12 protein-coding genes are annotated in these 16,385 nt (G+C 35.0%); 8 read left to right on the top strand and 4 right to left on the bottom strand.

Annotated elements, in window-relative coordinates:
• Both AC27VX_RS10665 and AC27VX_RS10660 read left to right on the top strand, forming a co-directional pair.
• On the top strand, window positions 1–394 hold a 394-nt coding region (locus AC27VX_RS10665; RefSeq protein WP_488695501.1), incomplete at its 5' end, for a hypothetical protein.
• A 7-nt stretch (window positions 395–401) separates the two neighbouring features.
• Window positions 402–944, top strand: a complete 543-nt coding sequence (locus AC27VX_RS10660; protein WP_488695499.1) for a hypothetical protein — start codon at window positions 402–404, stop codon at window positions 942–944.
• 991 nt (window positions 945–1,935) lie between these two features.
• Here AC27VX_RS10660 and AC27VX_RS10655 read toward each other — a convergent pair.
• On the bottom strand, window positions 1,936–2,280 hold the full coding sequence (locus tag AC27VX_RS10655; RefSeq protein WP_236858221.1) for a MerR family transcriptional regulator: 345 nt from the start codon (window positions 2,278–2,280) through the stop codon (window positions 1,936–1,938).
• Window positions 2,281–2,544: 264 nt separating this feature from the next.
• On the opposite strand from AC27VX_RS10655, the gene AC27VX_RS10650 reads away from it, so the two are divergent.
• Window positions 2,545–3,429 carry an AraC family transcriptional regulator gene (locus AC27VX_RS10650; RefSeq protein ID WP_488695497.1) on the top strand — a complete coding sequence of 295 codons (885 nt, stop codon included), beginning with the start codon at window positions 2,545–2,547 and terminating at the stop codon, window positions 3,427–3,429.
• A gap of 145 nt (window positions 3,430–3,574) precedes the next feature.
• Here the strand turns inward: AC27VX_RS10650 and ccoG are convergent, their stop codons facing one another.
• Window positions 3,575–5,017: a cytochrome c oxidase accessory protein CcoG gene (gene ccoG, locus AC27VX_RS10645; RefSeq protein ID WP_300685313.1), complete on the bottom strand. Its 1,443-nt coding sequence runs from the start codon at window positions 5,015–5,017 to the stop codon at window positions 3,575–3,577.
• Between the two features lie 257 nt (window positions 5,018–5,274).
• Between ccoG and AC27VX_RS10640 the strand changes: the two genes are divergently transcribed.
• On the top strand, window positions 5,275–6,168 hold the full coding sequence (locus AC27VX_RS10640) for an SMP-30/gluconolactonase/LRE family protein (RefSeq protein WP_236858232.1): 894 nt from the start codon (window positions 5,275–5,277) through the stop codon (window positions 6,166–6,168).
• A gap of 155 nt (window positions 6,169–6,323) precedes the next feature.
• Here AC27VX_RS10640 and AC27VX_RS10635 read toward each other — a convergent pair whose 3' ends face one another.
• Together AC27VX_RS10635 and AC27VX_RS10630 are read right to left on the bottom strand one after the other, a co-directional pair.
• On the bottom strand, window positions 6,324–7,631 hold the full coding sequence (locus AC27VX_RS10635; RefSeq protein WP_488695494.1) for a DEAD/DEAH box helicase: 1,308 nt from the start codon (window positions 7,629–7,631) through the stop codon (window positions 6,324–6,326).
• Between the two features lie 40 nt (window positions 7,632–7,671).
• The gene (locus AC27VX_RS10630) at window positions 7,672–8,937 is read right to left on the bottom strand and encodes a carcinine hydrolase/isopenicillin-N N-acyltransferase family protein (RefSeq protein ID WP_300685316.1); all 1,266 of its coding nucleotides are present in this window, start codon (window positions 8,935–8,937) and stop codon (window positions 7,672–7,674) included.
• A gap of 425 nt (window positions 8,938–9,362) precedes the next feature.
• Between AC27VX_RS10630 and rpsA the strand changes: the two genes are divergently transcribed.
• The 4 genes from rpsA (at window position 9,363) to AC27VX_RS10610 (ending at window position 16,382) form a co-directional block, all read left to right on the top strand.
• Window positions 9,363–11,153 (top strand): 30S ribosomal protein S1, encoded by a 1,791-nt coding sequence (rpsA, locus tag AC27VX_RS10625; RefSeq protein WP_077415250.1) that lies wholly within the window; start codon window positions 9,363–9,365, stop codon window positions 11,151–11,153.
• 415 nt (window positions 11,154–11,568) lie between these two features.
• Window positions 11,569–14,190, top strand: a complete 2,622-nt coding sequence (locus tag AC27VX_RS10620) for a T9SS-dependent M36 family metallopeptidase (RefSeq protein ID WP_488695491.1) — start codon at window positions 11,569–11,571, stop codon at window positions 14,188–14,190.
• Between the two features lie 126 nt (window positions 14,191–14,316).
• Complete coding sequence (locus AC27VX_RS10615) at window positions 14,317–15,303, top strand: EamA family transporter (RefSeq protein WP_236858270.1); 987 nt, start codon at window positions 14,317–14,319, stop codon at window positions 15,301–15,303.
• 83 nt (window positions 15,304–15,386) lie between these two features.
• The gene (locus AC27VX_RS10610; protein ID WP_488695488.1) at window positions 15,387–16,382 is read left to right on the top strand and encodes an alpha/beta fold hydrolase; all 996 of its coding nucleotides are present in this window, start codon (window positions 15,387–15,389) and stop codon (window positions 16,380–16,382) included.
• Window positions 16,383–16,385 lie beyond the last annotated feature (3 nt).

Genomic DNA, 16,385 nt, shown 5'->3' with positions numbered 1-16,385 from the left:
TGGTGCGGTAGCACTAAAGAAACCGGGATTGGCTGTAAAAGAAGAAATAAATCTCATAGAGGACTTTATAACAGTACGACATCATACATCTACTTCAGCTGTTAATGCTATCAAAAAAAGCGGTTCTATTAATGTTTCATCGCCTAGACCATTTGGAGTTGATGTTGAAGTAGCTCCTTTTATAAGTCCATCAAAAGTAAACTTGGGACAAGCCGCAGGGGGGAATCTTGGTGGTGGATATATAGAATTTACAGTTCCTAAATGGGGAGTAACCTCTACTTCTTATATTGGTGGTAAAGGAAATTCTGGAAGAATTATAGTAGAAGGACGTATGCAATTGGATATAAAAACTTTAAACCCAAAATATGTTAAACGCTCGTGGTGGCCTTTTTAATAAAAATATGAAAAAAATAAAATTAGAATATAACTTGTGTGTATTTTTATTTGCTTATTTAAATCAAGCTGATTTATCATTACACAGAGCGGGATGGACAGGCATTAGAAAATTGAAAAATTTTTACTCCAATCAGGTGAATCCCGGAGAAGTAGTGAGATTTTTAATATTAAGCGCTGATATAAATGTTAATAAATTAGAATATTTTTATGGAATAAAAGAATATAGCAAAAAAAAAATTATTCTTTCCAGGATAAATTTTTTACTTCGGTTTCCTCCTGTCTTCCTTCAGGATGAAATTTATTATATATGCCAAAAATTGATGGATCTTGAAAAAATGCTTGAAAAAGATGTTGACGTTCATCAATTGGAAATGGAAAAATTAAGAATTGAAATATCAAAATTCTCATTAGGAATACTAAGATATAAAATATCTTATAAAGATTATAGTAAAGCATTAAAAATTGAACATTATATGCAACATGATGGGCTAAAGGAAATTAAAATAAAAGAGTTTATAAAAAAGCTTCCCAATTCATCTGGTTTATAATGTATTTCCCCTTGCTGTTGCACGATTATATCGTGTGGTGAAGTAATCATAACAAAACCACTGCTATTGAGCGGTGGTTTTGTGTTTTAAAAACTTTATATATTTATTTTGAAAACAATAAGTATATTTATCAGTATAAAGACCAACTTGACAGACCAATAAAAGAGAAGGTTTTACGAAAACTGCTAATGTCGTTAAGTAGGGTCACCTTTGCCAAAAACAGCGCAGGCGCTCCTGAAATTACCGATACCTACAATTACTATCCATTTGGCTTAAACCATACGGGCGGAAACGGTTTGAACTCTTCCAACTTTGGAGGTCAAATGAACATTAGTAAAAGCCTATTATTTATAAGAATTACTTTTATTACTTTTTATATATTTATATGTGTTATACCTTTATCTAAAAAATAGTTAAAAATATAGTGGCGGCTATGGAGTTGCTACCGTTTTTTAAACAAGCTATTACATTTCCTAAATTAAGATAAACCACATGAAAAGAAATAAAATTTTATTTAGCACAATGTTGCTGAGCCTATTGTATGTACTCTTAGGTACTTTAGTTGTTTTAGTCAGCTTCCCCCAATATTCCTTTATGGGATTTGATTATGATAGTCCTTTATGGTATCCATTAGTAATTTTCACTTATCCTACTAATGTTTTGTTATTTGGTCTGGTGATGGTTGATATTTCATTTTTATCAATATTTATATTGCAGGCAATAATTTTTTTGACATTTTGGTTAATTCTATATAAACTTGTAATCTATTATTTTAGATTTAAGAATAATAGAAAGAAAAAAAATAGCTACCAATTGTAATTTATATAATAAAAACTTTGCTTATAAGTTGGTATTTAATATTATCATAAATTATGAAGATAGGGTGTAGTAGATACTATGTTAGAGAAACAGGGAAGTTTACCAACCCCTTACAAGTAAAGGCAACTCAAAAAATATGACAAAATACAAATGAATTGAAATAAGTGTTTTTTTACTCACCCTCCCTTTCGCCCAAAGATTCTTTTAGCTTTATAAGCTCGGCTTTTACAAACTCAAGGCGGTCAATAATAGTGATGGTTTCAGAAATTTTACTGTTGGTAGTCAAAGCGATGCGGGCTCCATCCAGGGTATAACCTTTTTCTTTTACCAGATGATAGATCATCTGGAGGTTCTTGATATCTTCAGGAGTGAAGTATCGGTTTCCTTTTCTGTTTTTTTTAGGTTTGATAATAGGGAATTCTTGTTCCCAATAGCGTATTAATGAGGTGTTTACATCGAAAGCTTTCGCAACTTCTCCTATAGAATAATACAGTTTATCAGGTAAATTTATTTTCATTTTACAACTCCTAAACGTCAAAGATAAAAATTTTTTAAAGTTTCAACCAAATATATCTTTAAAAGTGGCTTCAGACTTTTATTTTTGGCGGTTATTATTAACCCTTAAAAGGGATTTTTGCAATAAAGGGATGATGAAGAGACAGCTATTAATTTTAAGAAGGTTTGTGATATATCGTTCTTTTTTTGTATAAATTTGTGAACCTTTAAAATGTAATATATTCATAGGTAAAATTAATTATAGTATTCTTTCGTTAAAACATAGATGATGAATTCAATCTCTGTTCTTCATATTGATCTTTTCCAGGCTGGTAAAAATACTTCCGATTTTTACTTTAATACCATGAAGAATCATCTGGTGGTAGGACACCGTCACATAGAAAAGCCTCACAGGCACGACTTTTATGCAGCCGTCCTTTTTACCAAAGGAACAGGGATGCACGAGATCGATTTTCAGAAGTATGAAGTCTCTGAGGGTAGTCTATTCTTTCTTTCACCGGGGCAGATTCATAGCTGGGAGCTTTCAGAAGATATAGAAGGCTATATTTTCTTTTGTTCTCAGGAGTTTTATGAAATGCATTACGTGAATCAGAAACTTAGAAACTTTCCTTTTTTCGGATCTGTATCTTTTTCCAGAAAGCTTCAGTTGGACGCTTTGGAACTAAAAGGAAATATCAGTTTATTTCAGGAATTAGGAAAAGAGCACCAGTCCAAAAACATTATGAAAGAAGGTTTCATGCTTTCATTGATGTCTCAGATATTTATCAATGCAACCCGACTGTTTTCAAGGGATTTTGACACGATGGCTTCTTCTGCCGGACTCTCTTATTTCAGACATTATCAGGATTTTGAAAACCTGCTGGAAGAGCACTTTGCAACGCAGAAATCAATTACTTACTATGCTTCTTTATTGGGAATTTCATCAAAACACCTGAACAGAATAGTACAGACTGTTGTTCAAAAAACAGCTACAGACGTTATTACTGAAAGAGTAGTGCTGGAAGCCAAAAGAATGCTGATGTACCTGGATGAAAGTTTAGTTGAAATTGCTTTCAGGCTGGGGTACGAAGAATATTCCTACTTTGTAAGAGTATTCCGGAAAAGTTCCGGAATGACTCCTACTCAGTTTATGAGGAAATATAAAGCTTAGATTTTAATTAAAAATTGAAAGTTAAAATAAGGCTCAGCAAGTTATACGGCTCTCTGTATAAATAATTTTAAAAAAGGATGAAATATATTAAGACAAAACACAGCACTAAGTAATTTTCAATTTCTCATTTTCCATTCTCAACTCTTTAAAGTGCAAGCTTGAATGGTCCTTCAAAAGTGGTATCAAATGAATCCACAAGTACTCCTTTTTCATCAAAGACACCAATCACCATGTTTTGTTTTGAAAACTTAATGTCTTCCTCAGGGAAAGAAATGTTGATGTTTCCTTTCAGAATTTCGTCACCTTTTAATATGATTTTTTCAGAGCCAAAATAGGTGATTTCTGCATTCACCGGGCTGATCACTTTAATGGTAAGCATTTTTTTCTCATTTGATTTATTCAGAAGGGTATAGATAAAGGTGTTGGTAATTTTGCCATCTTTAACAAAAAAGGTAGAACCTGCCGGTTTGATAAACTTCGCTTCCATAGAACCACGGTCGTACATTAAGAATCCCAGGAATCCGATAAGCAGTGCCAAAATTACCGTGGTGGCTTTCATTCTTGGAGTAACTCTGAACTTATCACTGTTTTCAATTTCAGCCTCTGTAGCATAACGAACCAGACCTTTTGGCAGACCTACTTTCTCCATTACCTCATCACACGCGTCTATACAGGCTGTACAGTTCACGCACTCCAGCTGTTGTCCGTTTCTGATATCAATTCCTGTAGGACATACTACCACACATTGGTTACAGTCTATACAGTCACCTTTTCCTGCAGCTTTCCGGTCTTCATTATTTCTCCATTTTGCACGGCCTTCCCCTCTTTTAAAATCATAATATACATTGATGGTCTGCTTATCAATCAATACCCCCTGAAGTCTTCCGTAAGGACACACCAATGTACAAACCTGTTCACGCAGCCATGCAAAAACGAAATAAAAAGTCATGGTAAAAAAGATCATGGTAATAAACTTCAATGAGTGCTTTACGGGCCCTTCATTCATGATACGGAAGACTTCCTTGTAGCCTACAATATACATGAACATGAAGTGGGAAATAATCAATGAAATTAAAAGAAATACTGACCACTTCGTTAATCTCTTTCTTATTTTTTCAGCATCCCATTCCTGCCTGTCAAGCTTCATTTGCTTATTTCTGTCTCCTTCTATCCAGTATTCAATTTTACGGAATACCATTTCCATAAAAAGCGTTTGAGGGCATAGCCAGCCACAGAAAATCCTTCCGAAAACCACTGTAAACAACATAACGAAAATGACAGAAGTGACCGCCCCCAAAGCAAGGATGAAAAAATCCTGCAGATAAAAAGGCTGTCCTAGAATAAAGAATTTCCTGTCGATAACGTTAATAAGCAGAAAAGGATTATTATTGATTTTTAGAAAAGGCAATCCGAAAAATAGAGCAAGAAGAAAATAGCTGGTGTAATTCCTGTAATTGGTATACTTTCCTTTTGGCTTTCTGGGGAAAATCCATTTTCTCTTTCCGGACTCATCCATTGTTCCCACTGAATTTCTGAAATCTTCATTCTCAATCTCTAAAGATTTGATATTGTTGGATTCTGCGCTCATTATTGTATGCTATAAAAGTATTTTGGTAATATTTTTCATCCGGACCTACCCCTGTTATTCGAGCTGTTTTTTTTAGAAAAAAAGTGATTGATCCTGTTACCGCAAAGCTCCGGATTATATAGCTTGACTACTAATATGATCTACTTAAAAAATAGGATAATTAGGACATTGTTTGTTTTTCAAAAAATATACAGGAAAGCGGAGATATTTTGGCATCATCCGGAGTATGTCGTAAATTGCAGGTTTAAAAATAAAAGATGAAGAATATCTTTAAAATAGGGATGATTGGTTTGGTTTTGGCATTGGTAAACTGCCAATCAGTAAATTATAGTAAAATGTTTTATGAAGGTGTAAAGCCGGAAATGGTTTCGGATCAATTTAGTTTCACAGAAGGACCATCAACCGATAAAGAGGGGAATGTTTATTTTACAGATCAGCCTAATGATAAAATTTATTATTGGGACTGGAAAAGTAATAAGATTATAGAGTTTTTAGATAAAACAGGAAGAGCAAATGGAACCCATTTTGATAAAGACGGTTTTCTGATCACCTGTTCTGATGATCAGGGAGAAATCTGGAAAATATCGAAAGATAAAAAAGTGGAAATTTTGCTCAAAGGTTTTGAAGGAAAAAGGCTGAATGGCCCAAATGATGTCTGGAATGACGCTACAGGCGGAATGTACTTTACGGATCCTTTGTATGAAAGAGACTATTGGACTAATTTTAAACAGGAATTATCCCATAAAAGTCTTTATTACAGAAATAAAGAGGGACAAATCGTTAAGTTGGAAACATTCACACAACCCAATGGGATTGTAGGAAGTGAAAGACTGAAAAAGTTATATCTATCGGATATTGATGCCGGAAAAACTTATGTGTATGACATTTTGGGAGATGGGAAATTATCTGAGAAAAAACTATTTTGTGAGATGGGTTCAGACGGAATGACTCTGGATAAACATGGAAACCTTTACTTAACAGGAGATGGAGTACATGTTTTTGACCGTTCCGGAAAGAAGATCTATCATATTTCTATTCCTGAGAAATGGACTTCGAATGTAACTTTCGGTGGAAAAAACAACGATATTTTGTTCATCACAGCTTCAAAGTCTGTGTACACTTTCCCAATGCGGGTAAAAGGAGTAAAGTAATTTTAATTAATAAGCTATTTTACAGTACAAGTCACAAAAAAGATATGTAAATCAGATTTCTTAAAAATAACTTAAGTATAAAAAATGCTTCACCTGCCGTTCAATATGACTTGAGGTGAAGCATTTGTTTTTAGAACTGAATCTCAGTTTTAACCTTAGTAAGCAACTTCCATTTTTACTTTTTTCCCTTTCAGTTTTTCATTCTGAAGTTTTCGTAAAAGAGCATTTACTTTGTTTCTGGAAACAGCAACATAGGAGGTGGTATCTTTTACCTCAATAATGCCTACATCTTCTTTTTGTAATTCTCCTTTTTTAAGTAAGTAGCCCACAATGTCAACTTTGTTTACTTTATCCTTTTTCCCGGCACTGATATAAATAGTTTGGAAAGGTGTTTTTTCAGGAACCTTATTGAATCCTGCTACACTTTCTTCCGGAGTATTGTTTTTGATAAAAGGGAAATTCTCTTCCTCAGTCATGATAAGATAAGCAAAACCTTTTGCATTCATTCTGGCTGTACGTCCGTTTCTATGGATAAAAGCATCCTCTTTAGGCGGGAGCTGGTAATGTACAATAGATTCTACCTCCGGAACATCTAATCCTCTGGAAGCCAAATCTGTTGTAATTAAAATTCTTGCAGAATCATTTCTGAATTTCAATAATGCACGTTCTCTCTCATCCTGTTCCATTCCTCCGTGAAAAGTCTCTCTGTCGATACCTTTTTCGCGTAAAAGCTCAGAAATCCTGTCCACTGCTTCACGGTGATTACAGAAAATCAGGGTTCTTTTGTTTCCTATTTTACAGATCAAATTAAAAAGAGTATCCAGTTTCTCTTCAGAAATAGTCATTACTTTTCTTAATTGAATATCCGGTTTTACATCACTTAATTTCAGAAAATCAACAAGTTTTTCATTCTTTAACCCAGTAAACTTTGGAATTTCATCCATTGCTGTTGCAGAAGTCAGTATTCTTTGCGAAAGACCCTTAAGTGAGTTGGCAATAAATTCCATATCTTCATGAAAACCGAGCTCCAATGCTTTATCAAACTCATCAAGAACTAAGGTCTTAATGCTTTTTGGATCGAAGTTTTCATTCCTTAAATGGTAAACAACTCTGCCCGGAGTTCCGATTAAAACAGCCGGAGCTTCAATTAAATTGTTGACCTCTATTTTTTTATCATGTCCTCCATAGCATACAGAAACTTTGAAATCTGTTCCCATTGCCTTGAAAACCTGTTCAATTTGTAACGCTAATTCTCTTGCCGGAACTAAAATCAATGCTTGAATTCCGGAAGCCTCTTTTTTCAGGTTTCTAAGAACCGGAAATAAAAATGCAAGTGTTTTCCCCGAACCGGTAGGAGAGAGCAAAACAACATCCTGGTTGTTTTCAGTAGCTTTATACGTAGATTTCTGCATCTGATTCAAATCCTGAATCTGCAGTTTTTGATAAATTGATTCTAATTCCATGGTGCAAATTTAGAATAAAGGAATGGTTAAATGAAATAATCTATTTGTTTAGTCGTTTCATTATTTCATTTCCTCTTGTCAAAGTCACTGCATAAGCTTCCTCGGGATTGCTGATTGATTTGGCATAGAATTCTTTCCCTGTTTTAGTATTTCCCTGTACAAGATTTATATAACCTGATATTTCGTACATGAAATTCCGCAGCTTCAGATCTTTATTTTCGTGAGCAGATAAATAACCCAGCAGTTTTTCAGCAGAGGCCAATCTGTTGTCTTTATACTTCTTTATATCATATCCCTGAGGTTTACTGAACCAATAGCCCCATTCGCTGCCATTATTATGTTCGTTCCATGAATATTTTATGAGTTGTAAGGCTGCCTCCAGCATGGCGGAATTTAATTTTTCATTTTTTGGCGACAGCTTCTCGCTTTCTGCAATATAATGATCAATAGTTGTATCAATGCCTTTATCTTTCATTTCCTGAAAAATAGATTCCTTAAGATATAAAGAATGATTTTTTGAGAAATTCTCATAAGCAAATGATGCTGGAAAATGGTCAGCGAGATTTTCTATTCTGTATCCTTTCTTTAATTCGGATTTCAGATCAATGGTATAAACTGTATTATAATCGTGGAATAGATAAACGTAGATAATTCCTTTTTTCAGATCATAGATGGCAGAGTATAAAGTGTTTAGTTCTCCTTCCTGATGTGTTTTATCCAGAATTTTCTTTAAAAACTCTACATTATTTTCTTTTGAAGCAGAAAGCATTTCAGCAGCTATTTCCGGTCTTAGGCAGGATAGTTTTCCGTTGATCATATTACAGTTTGCATTCACTTGAAAATCGCCTGTTTTTTCAACAATCCCTTTTGGATTTACCGTAATAGAATTACCTTCTTTATCTGCTATTAAAACTTTAGAAGATGATATGTAATCATATTTTTTTAAGATCAGCATAGCTTCTTTTACGGTTTTACATTTTCCAAGAACTTCCCACATAATATCTCCGGGATAAGGATTGGTAAGGTTCAGTTTGCTAAGGTCATAGTTGGCTGCTGTATAATCAAAGAATAACCCATGCTCATTCATTGCTGCTGCTATCTGCATGTCCGGAGCCCCAAAACAGACAGAGGCATAGCGGTCTTTAGTACCGGGATTATACCAGATCCTGGTGAAAGGTGTCGTATCATCCTCATTTGCTGCTGCCAATACTTCACCCCCTCTTGCACAAGAGAAGATGGTACAGGCTTTCACTGTGGTTATAAAGCATGACAGACTGATTAAAATGAAAAGGAAATATTTTTGCATGTTATAGTTTTTATAAATGTTGTTGTTTTGATTGAAAAAAAAGCGTTTTGTTAAATGATTTGCTGTAAAATTCATATTTGATTAAACTATGTACAATGTACAGGAGGATGGAAGCAGAAAAATAACTTTCAAAAAATAAAGAATAGAGCAATAGTCAGGAATCTGTGGTATGACAGCCGTTGTTTATTATCCTGATTTTGGTTCTGGTCTCTTCTTAACAAATTGACATTGATAACCAGTTGTTTAAGTGATAGTTCTGTCAGAGGAAATCTTTTGTTTGTTTTAAATAAAATTCATATCTTTGCACCCACTTTTGTGGCGAAAAGGTTTGATGGGTAAATTACTTAAACTTAATTACTTCCGTATTTTTTAATCCGCATTTATTCAAACCATTAAAAAAGAAGGAATACAAATTTTATTAGAAAATGTCAAAAGAGACAAATTCAGCAGAGGTTTTATTAAACCAAAACGTAGCACCAGAACAATTTGATTGGGATTCATTCGAATCAGGTCTTGATGCAGATGCGAGAAAAGAAAAAAGCGATTTAGAAGAAATCTATAACGGATCTCTTAACAGCCTGAACGATAATGACGTTTTAGTTGGTAGAGTTGTAAGATTAACTGACAAAGAAGCTATCGTAGACATCAACTTCAAATCTGAAGGTGTTATTTCTCTTAACGAATTCCGTTACAACCAAGGCCTGAAAGTAGGTGATGAGGTAGAAGTAATGGTTGACAAGAGAGAAGACAAAACTGGTCAGTTACAATTATCTCACAGAAAAGCTAGAACGCTTAAAGCTTGGGATAAAGTAAACGAACTTCACGAAACTGGAGAAATCGTTAACGGTTTTGTTAAATCTAGAACTAAAGGTGGTATGATCGTTGACGTTCACGGAATCGAAGCATTCTTACCTGGTTCTCAAATTGACGTTAAGCCAATTAAAGATTACGATCAGTTTGTAGGAAAAACTATGGAGTTCAAAGTTGTGAAAATCAACCCTGAGTTCAAAAACGTAGTGGTATCTCACAAAGCATTGATCGAAGCAGATATCGAAGGTCAGAAAAAAGAAATCATCGCTCAGCTTGAAAAAGGTCAGGTTCTTGAAGGTACTGTTAAGAATATTACTTCTTACGGTGTATTCATTGACTTAGGAGGTGTAGATGGATTAATTCACATTACAGACCTTTCTTGGTCTAGAGTGAACCACCCATCTGAAATCCTTGAGGATGGTCAGACTGTAAAAGTTGTAATCCTTGATTTCGATGACGAGAAAACAAGAATCCAATTAGGTATGAAGCAATTAGAAGCTCATCCTTGGGATGCTCTTTCTGCTGACTTGAAAGTAGGTGACAAAGTAAAAGGAAAAGTAGTAGTTCTTGCTGACTATGGTGCATTCGTAGAAATCGCTCCAGGTGTAGAAGGATTAATCCACGTTTCTGAAATGTCTTGGTCTACTCACTTAAGATCTGCTGGTGACTTTGTGAAAGTAGGTGATGAAGTAGAAGCTGAAGTATTAACTTTAGATAGAGAAGAAAGAAAAATTTCTCTTGGTATCAAGCAATTGTCTAAAGATCCATGGGAAAACATCGAAACTAAATATCCTGTAGGATCTCAGCATGTAGGAACTGTAAGAAACTTCACTAACTTCGGTGTATTCGTAGAGTTAGAAGAAGGTATCGACGGATTAATCTACATCTCTGATCTTTCTTGGACTAAGAAAATCAAGCACCCATCTGAGTTCTGTGCAGTAGGTGATAAATTAGACGTTGTAGTTCTTGAATTAGATATTCAGGCTAGAAGATTATCTCTAGGTCACAAACAATTGACTGAAAACCCTTGGGATAAATTCGAAACTAAATATGCTGAAGGAACTATCCACGCTGGTAAAGCTGTAGAAGTTCACGATAAAGGAGCTTCTGTACAATTCGAAGATGCTGAGGTTGAAGCTTTCTGCCCTTCAAGATTATTAGAGAAAGAAGATGGATCTAAAATCAAAAAAGGTGAAGATGCTCAATTCAAAGTAATTGAATTCAACAAAGAATTCAAGAGAGTTGTAGTTTCTCACACAGGTATCTTCAGAGACGAAGAGAAGAAAAACGTAAAAGAATCTTCTTCTAGAAACGTATCTTCTTCTTCAAACAACGAAGAAAGATCTACTCTTGGAGACATCGATGCATTAGCAGAGTTGAAGAGAAAAATGGAAGAAGGTAAATAATCCTTACCCCATTTATAAATAAGGAGCCGCTCATATATGAGCGGCTTTTTTTATGGATATAGGATGACAGCAGGGTGGTTTTATTTAAAAATGAACCCTAGATATATTAAAGCACCTGATAATAAAAATTTCCCGGAGAAATATTAAAAAAATATTAAAAATAAAAGAAATTTCTTCTGGCCGGAATCTTCTTATAAGTCAGTTTTAACTGAAATAACTTGATTGAAAATAATATAAAATGCTGTTAAACATAATAGGGGAGGCACATGTGATTAGTAATTTCTCTTTATTGAGAAATATGCATTTTTATTTTAATGATTTGTTTTTATTTGTATTGATTTATTTTTGAATTTTGTTAATAATGGAGTATTTTATTTTGTGAAATATTTGTAGATTAGCGACTTTAATAATGGATATGAAAAATAGAACTCTACCTCTTTTGTTTGCAGTATTTTCTGTATTTCCAACAGTATTGTTTGGACAGGATAATGAAAAGCTGATTAAAGATTATATTTCTCAAAATAAAATAAGAGAATATAAGAAATCTGATCTTAATAATATTATCTTAGATAATGTAGATCCGTCAAAATCACTGAATGGTAATGTGGTGAAATTTTTACAGACATATAATGGCTTGCCAATATACAGCTCTGTAGGGACTGCACTTATTAAAGACAATCAGATTGTTTATTATACAGACAATTTTGTGAAAGACTATGGTGTATCTACTTCAGGAACTACGGTAATCAATAAAGCTGCAGCTCTTCAAAAGATTGCTGAAGAACTTAAGAATTCTGATATCGCGAATTTTACGATTCTTGGATATCTTGAAAAGACTAAAGAGAGATCTACATCTGCCAACCAAAGACTGGTATACGCGAACGATGATAATGGAAACCTTCGTCTGGCGTATGAGTATACTTTAATGGAGCCTAAATCTCCAAATTACTGGAATATTTTAGTAGATGCCAATAATGGAAAGATTTTATTAAAAAATAATTTGACGGTATCTTGCAACTTTCACCCTGACGCCTATGCTTCGGATGTGAATCATAACCATGCCGATCATTTTGAAAATACACTTATTGGGCCTCAAAACATAATAGGACAAGGCAATGCTGGTATGTTTGCACCAGATAATGCTACCTATAATGTATTTCCATTACCTATTGAAGCTGCTACTTTCGGGGCAAGATCAATTCTGACTAACCCTTGGCTTCTGAACGCTTCTCCTGAAGGATGGCATTCTGACGGTGTAGATCATTATACTATTACCAGAGGAAACAACGTATTTGCATATGAAGATTCTGCCGGAACAGCTTTAACACCTCCAAATTATCTAACAGGGGCACCTGCTGATGGTGGTGCAACAAGAAATTTTGATTTCCCTTTCAATATCAATGAAACTCCGCTTAATAACAGAAATGCTGCTATTACTAACTTATTTTATCTGAACAATAGAATTCATGATGTATTCTATCAGTTCGGATTTACAGAATCTGCGAGAAACTTCCAGCAAAACAATTTTGGAAAAGGAGGTGTTGATGACGATTCTGTATATGCAGAGGCACAAGATGGAAGCGGTTCAAACAATGCTAATTTCTCTTCCCCTCAGGAAGGATATAATGGTAAGATGCAGATGTACCTTTGGTCTCCAGTAGGCCGTGTGTTTTATTATAATGCTCCAAGTGCAGCGGTTTCTCGTGCACCGGGAGCAGGAACTGCCTTATTTGGTAGTCCCCTTACCATGGCTGGGACTACAGGAGATGTGAAATTATCACCGGTTTTGGATGGATGTACGGCTTTACCTGCAGGATCATTGGTAGAAAAAATAGGATTGGTTGAAAGAGGAACATGTCCTTTTACTGATAAAGTGAAAAATCTTCAGAATGCTGGTGCTATGGCTGCTATTGTTTATAATAATACAGTCAATGGAGCAACCTTGAGCAATATGTCTGGAGCAGATCCTTTGGTTACTATTCCTTCAGTGCTTATTACCAATGCAGAAGGTGAGTATATAAAAAGCCAGCTTGCTGCAGGTACAACCGTAAATGTTAGTCTGAAAGGCAACATGACACCAGACGGAAGCTTTGATAACGGAATCGTAACACATGAATACGGACACGGAATTTCAAATAGATTAACAGGTACTGGTGCGGGTTGTTTAAATGCAAATACAAGTAAAGAGCAGATGGGAGAAGGATGGTCAGATTTCTTTGCTTTAATGTTAACGAATAAGCCAGGAGATAATGCTGCTGTAGCAAGAGGTATAGGTACTTATCCAATGGGACAGCCAACAAACGGAGATGGTATCAGACCTGCAAAATATTCACCGGATCTTACCGTGAACGGTTTTACCTATGGAAATACAAATGGAATGGAGTATAACAATGGAACAGCAACTGTTCCGGATGTACATTCTATAGGATTCGTTTGGGCTACAATGCTATGGGATCTTCATTGGAAATATGTTGAAAAATACGGGTATTCTTCAGATGTATTGGCTAATACAACCAACGGAAGTACAAAAGTATTACAGTTGGTGACTGATGCCCTGAAACTTCAGGCATGTAATCCTAGCTTTATTGAAGGAAGAAATGCAATATTGGCTGCAGAAATGGCAACCACTCAGGGAGCAGATAAATGTATGATCTGGGGAGTTTTTGCAAGAAGAGGATTAGGAGTAAACGCTTCGGCAGGTGCTAAAAATAATATTAATGACCAGGTGCAGAATTTTGAAGTTCCTGCAGAATGTTTGTTAGCGACTCATGAAGTAAATTCCACTAAGGATAATAAGATTTCAATCTATCCGAATCCGGCTAAAAGCGAATTCTATATCAACTTCCCTTCTAAAACTATAGGAAAAGTAAGTGTAGAACTTTATGATATGTCCGGTAAATTGGTTTCTTCTGAAGATAAAATTTCACCTGATGCTAAAAAAGTAATTTCTACAGGTAATCTAGTTAACGGAACCTATATGGTAAAAGTAAAAGGATTAGGCTTTGAAGCTGGTTCAAAAGTAATTGTTAATAAATAATACATTTATATATCAATTTTAAAGATCGCCACAAGATGACTTGTGGCGATTTTCTTTATCTATCACCGCAACACGTCGGACGATTTTAATTTATATATTGTAACTTTGCAGGCTGTAAAAAAAATTATGAAGAAGAAAAATATACTAAAAGGTGTTTTATTTGTAGGAATTGGAGCTAGCATATACGGTATGCTGGCCACTTTTGTGAAAATGGCCTATCATGATGGCTTTACTACTTCTGAAGTGACGACCTCTCAGTTTGTATTAGGTCTGACAGGGCTTTTGATCCTGAATTTTATTCAAACGCTAACTTCGAAACAGAAGCTGTCATTACCAACTTCTAAAGAAGTAAGAATGCTGATGCTGGCAGGAACTTCGCTTGGGGGAACAAGTTTGTTTTATTATATTGCAGTTCAGTATATCAACGTATCCATTGCGATTGTACTGTTAATGCAGTCCGTGTGGTTTAGTGTGGTTGTAGAAAGTATTCTGACAAAAAAACTGCCCAATGCAAGGAAAGTTGTTTCTGTAGTTATTGTATTACTGGGGACAGTCCTGGCTACCAACCTTATTAATATGGAGATAGAACTGGATTGGCATGGCGTATTTTGGGGGCTGTTGGCAGCAGGTTCATATACGCTGACCATGTTTACGTCCAATACCCTAGCAACACATCTCCCTGTTTTCAGAAAGAGTATTATCATGCTGGCGGGTGGTTCTATTGTGATTTTTGCATTTTTATTCTTTGCTCAGATAGGGCCGATGTATTTTGATGGGCTGAAATCATTTTATCTGAACTTTACAGAAAATACAGAACATATCCATTCATTCAATTATTCAATATTCTGGAAATATGGAGCTATTTTAGCCCTTTTTGGAACCATCATTCCTCCGGTTTTATTCAATATCGGTTTCCCGAATGCAGGATTGGGGCTGGGAAGTATTGTTTCATCATTAGAACTTCCGGTATCTGTAACAATGGCTTTTGTCTTGTTGGGTGAAAAAGTGTTTTTAATACAGTGGATAGGAATTACCCTTATTCTTTTCGCTATTGTTCTTATGAATCTTCCCTCCAAAAAAGAGAAAGAGGTGTCCATGGCAGAATTATCGTAAAAAATAATATTTAATAAAAATATCAGTTAAAACCGTTCCTTTTGGAGCGGTTTTTTTAATTTTAAAATCTAAAATAAAATTTCATGAACCATTTCAGAAATCTAATAATAGCTTTTACATTGACAGCTTCTTCCGTTCATATGTTTTCACAGGTAAAACCATTGGATGCAACACTGTCTGATTATCAATATCCCTATGAAGTTCATTTTCTCAATTTTAAATCTCAGGATAATAATCTGAAAATGGCCTATATGGATGTATTGCCTCAAAAGCCAAATGGAAAAACGATCATGCTTCTCCATGGGAAAAACTTTAACGGGGCCTATTGGGAGAAAACGGCAAAAGATTTATCTGCCAGAGGATTCAGAGTGGTCATTCCTGATCAGATAGGATTCGGAAAGTCTTCAAAGCCTCATAGTTATCAGTTTTCTTTCTCTCAGCTTGCTGAAAATACAAAGGCCGTATTGGATGAGTTGAAAATTGATAAAGCGATTGTGTTAGGACATTCAATGGGAGGAATGGTGGCAACAAGATTTACCTTGCTTTATCCTGACAAAGTTCAAAAACTGATTCTGGAAAACCCAATTGGATTGGAGGATTATAAAACCTTTGCATCTTACCAGACCATTGATCAGGCTTACCAGTCTGAGCTTAAAAATACAGCAGAAACCTATAAAAATTACCAGCTGAAATTCTATTATGATAATAAATGGAAAGAAGAATACCAACCCTGGTTAGATTTGATTGCCGGCTGGACCCTTCATGCAGATTACCCACAAGTCGCATGGGATGCTGCACTGACCTCCGATATGATCTACAATCAGCCGGTTTGCTATGAATTTAAAAATATAAAGGTACCTGCTTTGCTGATCATTGGTACTAGAGACAGAACTGCAATAGGAAAGGATAGAGCACCTAAAGATCTTCAGCCGAAAATGGGGCAGTATCAGGAATTGGGAAAGAAAACGCAGAGAGAAATTCCCGGTTCAAAATTAGTGGAAATTGAAAATGCAGGCCACTTACCTCATATAGAAGTTTATCCAAAATTTTTTGAAGCGCTTTATAACTTTATAAAATAATAC

This window comes from Chryseobacterium sp. 14P4.3.2 (assembly GCF_057799275.1).
Note: the sequence above shows the minus strand (reverse complement) of the source record. Positions and strands in the feature narration are given on the sequence as shown.

Coding starts and splice junctions, on each gene's coding strand:
- AC27VX_RS10650 (WP_488695497.1), top strand. CDS start 2,545: ATGATGAATTCAATCTCTGTTCTTCATATTGATCTTTTCCAGGCTGGT.
- AC27VX_RS10635 (WP_488695494.1), bottom strand. CDS start 7,631: ATGGAATTAGAATCAATTTATCAAAAACTGCAGATTCAGGATTTGAAT.
- AC27VX_RS10615 (WP_236858270.1), top strand. CDS start 14,317: ATGAAGAAGAAAAATATACTAAAAGGTGTTTTATTTGTAGGAATTGGA.
- AC27VX_RS10660 (WP_488695499.1), top strand. CDS start 402: ATGAAAAAAATAAAATTAGAATATAACTTGTGTGTATTTTTATTTGCT.
- rpsA (WP_077415250.1), top strand. CDS start 9,363: ATGTCAAAAGAGACAAATTCAGCAGAGGTTTTATTAAACCAAAACGTA.
- AC27VX_RS10640 (WP_236858232.1), top strand. CDS start 5,275: ATGAAGAATATCTTTAAAATAGGGATGATTGGTTTGGTTTTGGCATTG.
- AC27VX_RS10655 (WP_236858221.1), bottom strand. CDS start 2,280: ATGAAAATAAATTTACCTGATAAACTGTATTATTCTATAGGAGAAGTT.
- AC27VX_RS10610 (WP_488695488.1), top strand. CDS start 15,387: ATGAACCATTTCAGAAATCTAATAATAGCTTTTACATTGACAGCTTCT.
- AC27VX_RS10630 (WP_300685316.1), bottom strand. CDS start 8,937: ATGCAAAAATATTTCCTTTTCATTTTAATCAGTCTGTCATGCTTTATA.
- AC27VX_RS10620 (WP_488695491.1), top strand. CDS start 11,569: ATGAAAAATAGAACTCTACCTCTTTTGTTTGCAGTATTTTCTGTATTT.
- ccoG (WP_300685313.1), bottom strand. CDS start 5,017: ATGAGCGCAGAATCCAACAATATCAAATCTTTAGAGATTGAGAATGAA.